The sequence below is a fragment of the Enterococcus sp. AZ009 genome, assembly GCF_050548785.1.
GTDB classification, from domain to species: Bacteria; Bacillota; Bacilli; order Lactobacillales; family Enterococcaceae; genus Enterococcus_D; species Enterococcus_D entomosocium.
The window spans coordinates 1,364,177-1,376,286 of sequence record NZ_CP172960.1 but is presented as its reverse complement, the minus strand read 5'-3'; the positions used below and the strand labels follow the sequence as shown (position 1 = coordinate 1,376,286).

General features: G+C 43.9%; 15 protein-coding genes. 1 reads left to right on the top strand and 14 read right to left on the bottom strand.

Annotated elements, in window-relative coordinates:
• Positions 1–23: 23 nt before the first annotated feature.
• From argF to IGJ74_RS06615, 9 genes are all read right to left on the bottom strand, one after another.
• The gene (gene argF / locus IGJ74_RS06655) at positions 24–1,037 is read right to left on the bottom strand and encodes an ornithine carbamoyltransferase (RefSeq protein ID WP_086332205.1); all 1,014 of its coding nucleotides are present in this window, start codon (positions 1,035–1,037) and stop codon (positions 24–26) included.
• Between the two features lie 136 nt (positions 1,038–1,173).
• Entirely contained in the window at positions 1,174–2,193 is a 1,020-nt protein-coding gene (tsaD, locus tag IGJ74_RS06650) for a tRNA (adenosine(37)-N6)-threonylcarbamoyltransferase complex transferase subunit TsaD (protein WP_218193243.1), read from the bottom strand.
• Positions 2,186–2,659 carry a ribosomal protein S18-alanine N-acetyltransferase gene (gene rimI, locus IGJ74_RS06645; RefSeq protein WP_218193244.1) on the bottom strand — a complete coding sequence of 158 codons (474 nt, stop codon included), beginning with the start codon at positions 2,657–2,659 and terminating at the stop codon, positions 2,186–2,188. Before rimI (IGJ74_RS06645) ends, tsaD begins: the two co-directional genes overlap by 8 nt.
• On the bottom strand, positions 2,652–3,194 hold the full coding sequence (gene rimI / locus IGJ74_RS06640; RefSeq protein ID WP_005237007.1) for a ribosomal protein S18-alanine N-acetyltransferase: 543 nt from the start codon (positions 3,192–3,194) through the stop codon (positions 2,652–2,654). The genes rimI (IGJ74_RS06645) and rimI (IGJ74_RS06640) overlap by 8 nt, the downstream gene beginning before the upstream one ends.
• Positions 3,178–3,903, bottom strand: coding sequence for a tRNA (adenosine(37)-N6)-threonylcarbamoyltransferase complex dimerization subunit type 1 TsaB (gene tsaB, locus IGJ74_RS06635; protein ID WP_218193245.1), 726 nt, complete (start codon positions 3,901–3,903; stop codon positions 3,178–3,180). The genes rimI (IGJ74_RS06640) and tsaB overlap by 17 nt, the downstream gene beginning before the upstream one ends.
• Positions 3,904–4,167: 264 nt before the next feature.
• Positions 4,168–5,148 carry a LacI family DNA-binding transcriptional regulator gene (locus IGJ74_RS06630; RefSeq protein ID WP_008381095.1) on the bottom strand — a complete coding sequence of 327 codons (981 nt, stop codon included), beginning with the start codon at positions 5,146–5,148 and terminating at the stop codon, positions 4,168–4,170.
• Between the two features lie 32 nt (positions 5,149–5,180).
• Positions 5,181–6,665 carry a UDP-glucose--hexose-1-phosphate uridylyltransferase gene (gene galT / locus IGJ74_RS06625; protein ID WP_016621239.1) on the bottom strand — a complete coding sequence of 495 codons (1,485 nt, stop codon included), beginning with the start codon at positions 6,663–6,665 and terminating at the stop codon, positions 5,181–5,183.
• A gap of 3 nt (positions 6,666–6,668) precedes the next feature.
• On the bottom strand, positions 6,669–7,667 hold the full coding sequence (gene galE / locus IGJ74_RS06620) for a UDP-glucose 4-epimerase GalE (RefSeq protein WP_034878687.1): 999 nt from the start codon (positions 7,665–7,667) through the stop codon (positions 6,669–6,671).
• A 41-nt stretch (positions 7,668–7,708) separates the two neighbouring features.
• On the bottom strand, positions 7,709–8,866 hold the full coding sequence (locus IGJ74_RS06615; RefSeq protein WP_005237018.1) for a galactokinase: 1,158 nt from the start codon (positions 8,864–8,866) through the stop codon (positions 7,709–7,711).
• A gap of 150 nt (positions 8,867–9,016) precedes the next feature.
• Here IGJ74_RS06615 and IGJ74_RS06610 point away from each other — a divergent pair, with 150 nt between their 5' ends.
• Positions 9,017–9,184, top strand: a complete 168-nt coding sequence (locus IGJ74_RS06610) for a DUF3042 family protein (RefSeq protein ID WP_017144401.1) — start codon at positions 9,017–9,019, stop codon at positions 9,182–9,184.
• Between the two features lie 56 nt (positions 9,185–9,240).
• On the opposite strand, the gene IGJ74_RS06605 is transcribed toward IGJ74_RS06610, so the two are convergent.
• From IGJ74_RS06605 to IGJ74_RS06585, 5 genes are all read right to left on the bottom strand, one after another.
• Positions 9,241–9,597, bottom strand: a complete 357-nt coding sequence (locus tag IGJ74_RS06605; protein WP_218193246.1) for a DUF488 domain-containing protein — start codon at positions 9,595–9,597, stop codon at positions 9,241–9,243.
• Between the two features lie 148 nt (positions 9,598–9,745).
• Positions 9,746–10,147, bottom strand: a complete 402-nt coding sequence (locus IGJ74_RS06600; protein WP_005237036.1) for a rhodanese-like domain-containing protein — start codon at positions 10,145–10,147, stop codon at positions 9,746–9,748.
• A gap of 82 nt (positions 10,148–10,229) precedes the next feature.
• Positions 10,230–11,201 carry an ROK family glucokinase gene (locus IGJ74_RS06595; RefSeq protein WP_005229395.1) on the bottom strand — a complete coding sequence of 324 codons (972 nt, stop codon included), beginning with the start codon at positions 11,199–11,201 and terminating at the stop codon, positions 10,230–10,232.
• Positions 11,201–11,410, bottom strand: coding sequence for a YqgQ family protein (locus tag IGJ74_RS06590; protein ID WP_005229394.1), 210 nt, complete (start codon positions 11,408–11,410; stop codon positions 11,201–11,203). Before IGJ74_RS06590 ends, IGJ74_RS06595 begins: the two co-directional genes overlap by 1 nt.
• 30 nt (positions 11,411–11,440) lie before the next feature.
• Positions 11,441–12,109, bottom strand: a complete 669-nt coding sequence (locus tag IGJ74_RS06585) for a rhomboid family intramembrane serine protease (protein WP_005237037.1) — start codon at positions 12,107–12,109, stop codon at positions 11,441–11,443.
• Position 12,110: the final 1 nt, after the last annotated feature.

The following is a 12,110-nucleotide window of genomic DNA, read 5'->3' as shown; positions in this document are numbered from 1 at the left end:
GGCATTTTTCAAAAATTTTATTTTTATACTTTAGGAATAAATAGATCCCCGGCAGTCACTGCCATGATCGCTTTGATTGAGTGCAAACGATTTTCGGCTTGATCAAATTGACGAGCATACTTGCTACGAAAGACCTCGTCAGTGACTTCCATCTCAGAAATCCCATACGCCTGCGCTGCTTTTTTGCCATAAATAGTTTGTTCATCATGAAAAGCCGGTAAACAGTGCATAAAAATCACTTGGTCATTTTGCGTTTTTTCCATCAACGATTGGTTTACTTGATAAGGCAGCAGCTGTTCGATCCGCTCTTCAAATTTTTCTTCTTCGCCCATTGAAACCCAAACATCGGTATACACGACATCAGCGCCTAAAACACCTTGATCCACGTCATCCGTCACCAGGATCTTTGTGCCAGAGTGCTGAGCATAGGCTTGTGCTTGTTCGATAATGTTTGCTTCTGGCTGCAAGGCCTTCGGGGTGACGACATGAATATTGACCCCTAAAATCGCACTCGTCACTAACAAAGAATTGGCGACATTGTTGCGCCCATCCCCGCAGTATGCGATGGTCAAGCCAGTCAGTTCACCGAAGTTTTCTTGAATGGTTAAAAAGTCAGCGATCATTTGTGTTGGATGCCAGTCATCCGTTAAGCCATTCCAAACAGGCACGCCTGAATAGTTGGCCAGATCTTCGACGACCTGTTGGCTAAAGCCGCGAAACTCGATCCCGTCAAACATGCGGCCGAATACTTTGGCGGTATCTTCAATGGATTCTTTAGACCCCAACTGAATATCATTGGCCCCTAAAAATTCCGGATGTGCCCCCAGATCCACCGCTGCAACCGTAAAGGCTGCTCGTGTCCGTGTCGAATTCTTTTCAAACAAAAGTGCAATATTTTTTCCTTCTAAGTAGCGATGTGGTTGATTGTTGGCTTTCATCCCTTTTAAGTGCTGGGAAAAATCAATTAAATATTGCAGTTCTTCTTTTGTGAAATCTTTCTCTGCTAAAAAACTGCGTCCTTTAAAAACTGATGTCATTGCATACCCGCCTCTCAAATAATTAATAAATATACATCAGAATATCAAATAATGAAATATAATACAACTATATCTTCTGTTTGCTCATAAATGAAACAAAAAAAACACCTAAGAACGGATCTTAGGTGCAATCATCTTAAGAAATCCTATGGGCAAAGCTGACACTTGGATCAGCATTCAATGAAAGGTCTGCTAGGTGCTGCTTTTTCAACGCAACATGGGCATAGGCACCAATCATGGCCGCATTATCTCCGCAAAGGCGCAACGGTGGAATCAACAGTTCTACCTCCGGCAATTCCTGCATTGCTTTTTGTAAAGCGTCACGCAAGCCTTGATTCGCGGCGACCCCGCCAGCGACGATCAGTTGTTTTACCGGATAGGCTTGGCATGCCCGCACTGTTTTGTGAACCAATACTTCGACTACGCTGGCTTGAAAACTGGCTGCTAGATTTTCTACTGACAATGCTTCCTCTCTTTGCTGTGCATTATGCACAAAGTTGATAAAGGAACTCTTCAAGCCACTGAAACTAAAATCAAAATTATCTTCTTGCATCATTGCTCGAGGAAAGTGATACGTATCACTACCTAGATGTGCAAGGCGATCAATTTCTTTCCCACTAGGATAAGGCAAACCGAGAACTCGACCGACTTTGTCATAGGCTTCACCAGCGGCATCATCTCTCGTTTCTCCGATGATCTCAAAAGAGCCATCTTCTGCCATATACACCAATTCGGTGTGGCCGCCGCTGACCAATAATGCCATTAAAGGAAAAACCAATGGCTTCACTAGGCGAGCTGCATAAATATGTCCTGCCATGTGATTGACCGGAATCAGCGGTAAGCCGTGGGCCCACGCAAAGGCTTTCGCTGCAGAAAGCCCAATCAACAGTGCCCCAACCAACCCTGGACCATAGGTGACGGCCACGGCTGATAATTCTTCTGGTTGTGTGTTGGCTTGGGTCAATGCTTCGTCGATGCACAAAGTAATCTGTTCGACATGGTGACGACTAGCGACTTCTGGTACGACACCGCCGAAGCGCTGGTGGCTCTTGATCTGCGAAGCAACAATGTTACTTAAAATGGTGTCGCCGTTTTTAATCACTGCCACACTGGTTTCATCACAACTGCTTTCAATGGCTAAAATCAATTCATTCATTTGATTTTTTTCCGCCTACTTTCTTTTCCATAATCAACGCATCCTCTTCAGGATGACTGTAATATTTTTTTCTACGACCGATGACCGTATAGCCCATGCGCAAATAAAGGGCCTGTGCTTGTAAATTCGACACACGTACTTCAAGATAGATCCGCCGACCATCGGTTTGTTCCACGAGCGATTCCATTTGTTTCAACAATTCTTTCGCCAAACCATGCCCTTGATATGCTGGTAAAACCGCTACATTAAACAGCTCTGCTTCATCCAGCACTTGCTGAAAACAGAGAAACCCAATCAGCTCTTGCTTGGTTTTTCCATAACGAAACAAATAGCGACTGTTGCTGTTTTGCAAATCTTGCTGAAATTGCTGCAAATTCCAAGGCGAGCCAAAGGGATAGCTCTGTTCCGCCAATGACCAGAGCATTTGCGGTGTCGGGATCGTTTGATCTGCTTGTTCATTAGTCATTTAAAAATTTCACCATATCCAATGCGTCTTCATTGCCTTCAGTGTAATACGCCGTTTTGATCGCCTGTGAAACAAACCCGAGGGTCCGATACAAACGTTGTGCATCACGATTGCCCAGGCGAACTTCTAATGTCAAACGGTCGCATTTGTTTTTCCTCGCATAACGTTCGATTTCTCCTAGCAAGAAAGAACCGATCCCTTTTCCTTGATAATCAGGAATGATCGCGATATTGGTGATATGGGCATCAGCGCCTAAAATCCGCACCCCGATAAACCCAATCATCCGTTCATTATGCAAGATGCCCAAATAAAGATGTTTGACCCGTGAATAAAGTTCTGACAAAAAGGCGCTCTTGGTCCAAGGCAGTTCCCCAGCATACACGAGACGCTCCACCTGCAGCAGCTCTTTAATGTCATCACCGACTAATTCACGAACAACATACGTTTCCCCTCGTATCTCTTTTTTACGCTCTGGGTATTGAATCTGACGGAAAAGAGCCAGCTTTCCCGTCATCGTTTTAAATTTTTTCAACATAGGCATCCACTCCCGGTTCATGCGAGGCTAACCATTTTTCTTCGGCTTCAACTAATTTTAAATAGTCTGGTACAAAACCATGGATCGAAGCGACCGGCGCTTCTTCTTTCGCAAGAGCAGCTAAAACAACGCCATTCGGGTAATTCCATAACGACACTTGATTGATATGGGCTGTCGGCAGTTCCGCCTCGATCATGTCTTTAAATTTGACGGTATCGGCGCCGACAAATAGCACTTCTTGACCATCAACTGCTTTTAGCTGGGTCAATAACTCAGACAGTGAGATATGCTGGTCTTTGATCCTTGTTTCTAAGGTACCATTATGCCATTGGTAGGCACCTGCGTAGACATTTTGACGGCGAGCGTCAAACAACGGGACGATCACTTGCGATACGCCCACGCAATTGGCAGCGACTGCTTTCAAACTAGAAACACCAATCAGCGGGATGTTCAATGTTTGTGCCAGCGTTTTTGCTGTTGTGACACCGATGCGCAAACCCGTATACGAGCCAGGACCTTTCGCAACAACGATTTGCTCCAGCTCTTTAGGGGCCATCCCCACCGCCTGCATCAATCCATCAATGGCAGGCATCAATGCTGTGCTGTGGTTTTTGATCGCCATCGTCTGGCTTTGTCCCAACACTTCTTGACCATCGACCACCGCAACCGCCAGTGTCTGGTTTGAGGTATCAATCGCTAATGTTTTCATCTATCTTCTCCCCATTCAAAAAACTCTCTCATATTCTACCATATTCTAATCAAATGCCCAACCAAGTCTCCAAAAAGATGCCTGCGTTTAGAAAAAAAGCAATAGGACAACAATACCCGAACCTTTGAAAAAAGCAAGCACGGCTGCAGTTGCAAACCAGCGGGGCTGTTTAAAGGTTCGGGTAAGGCGATATTCATTTTTTTGTTATTTCATTAAAACTCAGTTGACGTGTGTAACGGTATCCTCCGATGATTCAACTGGTTGCTAAGAAGATTGGCGCGTAATCAGCTCCGTTGCGATCGTAACTTTTCGAGGAACGGGTGCTGCATTCGTAATGATATCCAGCAAGGTCGTCACTGCCAGCTCCCCCAGCCATTCCGTATGAACTTTGATGGTTGACAGAGTCGGAAAGACGTACTTTGCGACACTGACATCATTGAAGCCGATAATTGCGATCTTATCTGGAATCTTGATGTTTTTTTCTTGCAAAGCACGCATAGCGCCAATCGCTAAGGCATCACTGGAAGCAAATAAGGCACTTGGCAACTCTTTGTTTTGCTGCAAATACTCTTTCATCGCCTCATAACCGCCCTCTACTGTAAACGGTGCGCTGAGATGATATTGCGGGTGGTGCAACTTCAACCGACGAAGCCGTTCCTCAAAAATCCGGCGCCGAGGGTCTTCGATTTCTTGGTGATGGTCCTTGGTAAACTCAACGCCTGATAACAAGCCGATCCTTTGGTGGCCTTTTGCAATAAAGTCATCGATCACTAAATCGACCGCTTGTTGAAAGTCCACCACCAGAGAATTGACGCCCTGGGCCAATGCGTCAAAATCGACCATCAACAAATTGGATTGGCTTTTTTTCAATTGACGAATCTGGTGATCATCGAATTTCCCTAGCGCGATCGTTCCATCGACGGCGGTATCAGACAATCCTTCATAGGGTTCTTTCAGCAAACGGATCCCTAATTCTTCGGTTTTGTTTTCAATCCCGATACGGATCGCTAAATAGTAAAGATCCGCTAATTCTTCCTCGGTATCAAACCATTGGATCAAGCGCATACTACTGGTTTCTGGCTGACTCTTTTTTTTATGTTTTGTGTAATTGAGTGCTTCTGCGGCTTTAAAAATTTTCTCTTTGGTTTCAGAACTGACCGATAATTCTGAATCGTAATTCAGCACCCGTGATACAGTGGCTGGCGAGACGCCAGCCTGTTGTGCAATATCTTTAATCGTTGCCATCTTCCAGCCTCCTTTTTTTGCGGGGAACTTTTTTATAAAGTAGCTATAAAGCGAGCAAAGGCCGCTTGCCCTGTCTGGTCTCGTTTAAAGACGCCTGCATGCGTCAATACTTGTGTAAAGACTTCTCCTAATGCATTGCGCAAAATCTGCGACACGTTTTCGGCATTGCATTCTGGGTGCTGGGCTTTGATCGCATCTGCCCACGGTATATGGTAAGCCGCGATCTGATTGGGCTGATCCAATAGATAAGCAGTCACTTCTTCTAGTTCCGGAGCTAAACGCGGTGGGAGAACTGCCAAACCCATGACTTCAATCAATCCGATATTTTCTTTTTTGATATGCTGCACTTCTTGATGTGGATGAAAAATGCCGTCAGGATGTTCTTTGGAAACATTATTATCCCGCAAGACTAAGTCCATTTCAAACAGCTCTCCTTGCTTGCGGGCGATCGGTGTCACTGTATGATGAGCCGTCCCATCTTCTGAAAAAGCAAGGATCGAAACACTTGGATCTGAGTACTGTTGCCATTGGGCTAACACATATTGGCAAGCGGCGGCTAATTTTTGTTTGTTTTTCGCTTGTAATCGTATCACCGACATTGGCCACTTCACGATCCCCGCAGCTACATCAGGAAACCCAGTCAAAGAAAAGTGTTGTTCGATTGGCGCTTTTGCCATGGCAAACGTATGCCGCCCTCCTTGGTAATGGTCATGGGACAAGATCGAACCCCCAACGATCGGCAGATCGGCATTGGACCCGACAAAATAATGCGGCATCACTTCAATGATCTGCAACAAGCGAGCGAAGGTTTGCAAATTGATTTTCATAGGCCGATGGTCTAAAGAAAGAAAAATCGAATGCTCATTGTAATAGGCGTAAGGAGAATATTGGAAGCCCCACGCTTCATTATCCAAATTCATACGAATGATCCGATGATTGGTCCGCGCTGGGTAATTGACCCTTCCTTGGTAGCCTTCATTTTCCAAACACAACATACATTTCGGATAATCTACAGAAGCAGCGGTACCTTCTTGGGCAATTTGCTTCGGATCTTTTTCAGGTTTTGATAAATTGATCGTGATCTCGATCTCCCCATACTCCGTATCAACAGGAAAGACGATATTTTTAGCGATGGCCCGAGTCTTGATGTAATCATTTTGACGGCACAGCTCAAAGAAATAATCCGTCGCTTCTTTAGGATCATTGGCATAATGTTGCGCAAAAAAAGCATTGACTACTGAAGGTGGTGGCGTCAAAAAGTCCATCAACTGGGCTTCAAAGATTTCTCTTTCTGCGTGAGAATCGCCAATTTGCTGATTGCTCAATGCACATGCCACCAGTTCGTCCATCAATTCAATCGAGGAACGATCAACAGAACGAATTTCGCTGGGCTCAAAAACAGCTTCCCCGATCATAGCTAGTACTCGGTTTTGCAAATAAATACGATCCATTTCCATCCAGCCGCCAGCCTTGATTGCTAAAGTGACGAAATCGCTGATTGTTTGGCTGATCGTCATTGGTTATTCCTCCTGCCCTTGATACCCATTTGGATGGCTGACATGCCAATTCCAAGCAGTCTCGATGATTGCTTCGACGTCGGTATAGACTGGTTTCCAGCCTAAAACCTTTCGTGCTTTTTCACTCGATGCCACTAAGGTACTTGGATCACCGGCACGGCGAGGCGCCACTCTGGCTGGGATCTCTTTTTTCGTTACATTGCGGGCCGCTTCCACCATTTCTTTCACAGAGTACCCATGATTGCTGCCTAAATTGAAGACATTGCTCTCATTGCCTTTTTGTAAATATTCTAATGCCAACAGGTGAGCAGCGATCAGATCTTCGACATGGACATAATCACGAACACAAGTCCCATCTGGAGTATCGTAATCCTCCCCAAAAATCGCGACTTCTTTTCGTTGTCCTAAAGCAGCTTGTAAGATGATCGGTACTAAGTGTGTTTCTGGATCATGGTCTTCACCGATCGAAGCATCCGACTTCGCGCCAGCCACATTGAAATAACGCAATGCGACATACTTCATACCATAGGCTTCATCGCACCAACGCATCATTTTTTCCATGATCAACTTGCTTTCGCCATAAGGATTTTTAGGATTTGTTGGGGTTTCTTCCGTGATTGGACTATGATCAGGTTCCCCATAGGTTGCTGCTGTAGAAGAAAAGACAATATGTTTCACTTGATGTTCCTTCATCACTTCTAAGAGGACCTGCATCCCATACACATTATTGTTGAAATATTTCAATGGTTTTTCTACGGATTCACCCACCAAAGAGCTAGCAGCAAAGTGAATCACGCCATCGATCGTTTCTTTTTCAAAAACCGATTGTAAAAATGCTTTGTCGCGAATATCCCCTTCATAAAAGGTTGCTGCTGGATGGATCGCTTGGCGATGTCCTGTCAGCAAATTGTCAATGACAACTACTTGTTTTCCTTGTTCGATCAATTGATCGACTGCATGAGAACCGATATAGCCGGCTCCTCCTAATACTAAAATCGCCATATTTTCAGCCTTCTTTCTAAATTCCTTCATCATTTCTTATTCTACAGTTTTCGTGCACCATCATCAATACTTGCTTGATAAATGTCGGTTGCGTAGCCGATTTCTGCTAAATAGGTTGCTTTGACGGACGCTTCAAAATCAGCCCATTCACTTGCTTTGACCAATGCGATCCCGCAGCCGCCAAAGCCCGCACCAGTCATCCGCGCACCTAAAACAGCAGGATGCGCTTGAGCAGCTGCGACCAATGTATCTAGTTCACGCCCTGTCACTTCATAATCATCCCGCAATGAAGCATGCGAAGCATTTAACAACTGGCCGAATTCTTCAAGATCACCAGCAGTCAAAGCGGCTTTTGCTTTTAATGTCCGTTGGTTTTCCGTCACTGCATGTTTCGCCCGTTTGATCAAGCGTGGATCATCGATCAATGCTGTATTTGCAAAAAAGGTTGCTTCGTCCAATGCGCCCAATGAATCAACGGCTAATGATTTTTGCAAACGAGCTAATGCTTCTTCACATTCTGCACGTCGTTCATTGTATTTAGAATCAGCCAATTCGCGGCGCTTATTGGTATTCATGATCGCTACGACATAATCACCAAATGCCGCTGGTACGACTTCATAATTTAAAGTGTTCGTATCTAAAAGCAATGCATGGTCTTTTTGACCCATTCCGATCGCAAATTGATCCATGATCCCTGAGTTAACGCCAATAAACTCATTTTCGACTTTTTTGCCGATTTTAACTAAGTCCAAGGTCTTCAGGGTTAAATCAAAGAGATCTTTTAGACAAACCCCCGTCAGCAATTCAATCGATGCAGAAGAAGAAAGACCTGCGCCATTCGGAATGTTGCCATAAAAAGCGATGTCAAAGCCACGATCGATCCCTTGCCCCGCTTCTTTTATGAAACGAACGACCCCTTTCGGATAGTTTGTCCAATCATCTTCTTTTCGGTAATCTAGCTCATCTAACTGAAAGGAGATCACGCCTTTTTCTGGAAAATTCTCTGAATAGAGTTGGATCAACTGGTCTTCACGTTTTCGTGCTACTGCATACGTCCCTAATGTGATTGCCGCCGGGAAAACATAACCGCCATTGTAATCTGTGTGTTCACCGATCAAGTTGATTCTCCCTGGCGCAAAATACATGCCTGTGCCTGCTGTTCCAAATTTATCAATAAATATCTGTTGCAATTGCTCCATTTTTCTCACTCCCGCTTTCTTTTTAGTAAACTTATTGTAAATTATTTACTAAATTATTTCAAGCGTTTTCAATCCCAAAAGTGATTTTTTTTGATATTTTTTCCGTTTTCATTCATAATGAACCTATAACTAAAGGCGAGGTGTTTAATGATGAAACGATTTCTTTCAGGATTTTTAGTAGGAACAGTCGCAACGGTTGCTGCAGCTGCAAGTGTTGTTATGACGGTCAAGAAACAAGTGATTGATCCAATTGACGAACAACAAGCAGATCATGATGAAAAACGGAAACGCGCGATGCGTAAAAGCGTTGCCCGCTAATCATTTGCTAAAAAAGAGCCGTCAGCCTTCAATAGGCTGGCGGCTCTTTTAGGTAATCATTCTGCCTTCTCCAGTAAGTCCTGCAAAATCACGGCTTGATTTTGTTCTTCATTTTCCGCTCCGTAAAGTAAGGTCACGGTCTGTTGTTCAGCAACCAACGCTTTTAACCGTGCCAAGGCATCTTTAGCTGGCGCTTTCTCTAATTCTTGTAGATAGCGGTCTTTAAAGGCGTCAAAACGTTCAGGATCATGCCCAAACCATTTGCGCAATTCAGAACTTGGTGCGACTGCTTTGAGCCATAGATCAATCTGGGCTGCCTCCTTTTTCATTCCTCTAGGCCAGATGCGATCCACCAATACCCGGTAGCCATCTGTCGTTTCCGCCACTTCATAAATTCTTTTTCGCTTGATCAACGCACACTCTCCTTATCGATAGACCTAAGTTCAAATAAAGGCAAAAGCCCACAATGTAAATTGAACAATGACTTACTTGAAACACTCCATTTGGTGTTTCGTCACTCATTCAAATTTGCTTGTGTTCTTTTGCCTTGAGTTCTCTGTTTTATAAACTATTTTTCTTTTTCGTCTTGCCGCTCCAACCTTCATACCCTTCTTTTAGGATATAGACATTGGTAAAGCCTTCTTTACGTAATTTATTTGCTGCCCGAATACTCAACGATTTACGCGTGTCATATAAGTAGATTGGTTGATCTCTACGAAATGCGCTGAAGGAATTGGTTAAAACCGTAAAGGGAATATTACGCGCCCCTAAAATATGCCCACTGTCAAATTCATTTTTTTCCCGAACGTCGATCACTTGGGCTTTCTTCATTCCTGCTTTAAATTCATCTTCTGAGATGATCGTTGCTGAACGGCGTCCCATAATTTGAAAATACGCCCAGTTCAAAGCGATTGCTAAGATTATTAATGCCAAAACCAAGTTTAGCCACATAATTGGTGTCATTTCTTCTATTCCTCTCTATTGTAACAAACATTCTTTTTTGATTTATGCTGCTTTAATCTATCATTGCCTAGCAGCTTGTCATCTACGCTTTTGCTGCAAACTGCAAAGCTAATGATGCTGCCCCAATCACACCGGCATCATTCCCAAGTTCGGCCAATTTGATTTCAGTACTTTCCGTTACCTGTGGGAAGGTAAATTGAGCAAAGTAGGCAGCAACCCGTTCACGTAAAAATTCACCGGCTGCTGATACGCCTCCACCTAAAACGATACTTGATGGATTTAATGTGTTTCCTAGGTTTCCGCATGCCAACCCAAGGTAGAAGCACACTTTATCAACGACCATCAAGCCAAATGGATCGTTTGCTTGAGCCGCTTCAAAAATATCTTTACTTGAAACATCTTCCCCATTGTCCAGCTGTTGTTTCAATGCCGAGTCGCCAGCATATTCTTCTGCCAACTGTCGAGCAACTCGCACAACACCCGTCGCACTAGAAACCGTTTCTAAACAACCACGTTTGCCGCAAGTACATTCGAACCCTTCAGGATCAACAGTGATATGACCGATTTCTCCGGCACAACCAGCAACCCCATGAAGCAATTGCCCTTCCATGATGATACCGCCGCCAACACCTGTACCTAGTGTGATAAAGATGACATCAGGATTGTTATCCCCTGCCCCTTTCCAACGCTCACCTAAAGCTGCTACATTGGCATCGTTATCGATGGCAAATGGGATTTTTGTGCCTTTTTCAATCAGTTCTTTGACTGGCTGAAGTGTTTTCCAGTTCAGATTGTAGGCACCTATGACGGTTCCTTTGTCACGGTCGACACTTCCTGGTGTCCCCATACCAATACCGATAAATGCTTCCGGCTGTAAGCCATATAATTCTAGGCGATGATTGATCGATGCCACGATTTCTGGCACGATATGTGAGCCTTCATCAAGAATATTGGTGTCAATACTCCATTTTTGCTGAATCTCGCCTTCGCTCGTTAAAATAGCGAATTTCACAGTTGTTCCGCCTAAATCAATTCCGATGATTTTTTTGTCCATCACTTGTTTTCCTCCCGGCTTTCTTCAATTCGATGCTCCCGCGTAAGAATTCGCCGGGCAGTCAGATATACATCCCGATCTATCAAGCGACTGTCATAAAAGTTTTTCAACTCGATTTGCATCAGTTCTATATCGTAGATCCGCTTGCCGACATATACGTAAACACCAAATTGTTTCAGTAATTGTTGTACGTCATATAACGTTTCCATTTAACCACTTCCTGCTTATTATACAAGTAATTAATATTTTTTAAAACCATATATCACAAAAATAGCCAATAAGAAAACAAAGAGTCCGCCAGAGAGGATTCTGGTGTGGATCGAATATTTTCCATAGTTCTTTGGCAATGCCAAAAGATTCCCTAACAATAACCCACCGAGGATCCCGCCAATGTGTCCCCACATATCAATCGTTTGATCAAACACCCCAAAAACCAGGTTCAATCCAACGAATAGGGCAAATTGCCGTACCATTGCTTGGATGCGGTAATCATTTCTAAAATGCCAACCTAAAATCAAAAATGCCCCGAAAAGCCCGAATAATGAAGTACTAGCGCCTGCTGATTGAACCCCTATTTGGTTGAAAGCAAAACTCATGGTATTGCCCATGATGCCGCTTAGTAAATACAAGGCAAAAAAACGGCTATGACCATAGATGGCTTCTACTTGTTGCCCCATATAATAGAGAATCACAGAGTTGATTGCAAAATGTGCCAACCCGAAATGCAGAAAGATTGGGGTAACGAAACGCCAATATTCATTTAAATAGACGACAAACGGACCAAACATCACCCCGCCTGATTGAATAGAGGGACTAAAATAACCCAAGATAAACACAATAGTTTGGATAGCTAAAAATAGATACGTGAAGATCGGCTGATTCAGCCATCTTTTCATTTGAGAATTCATT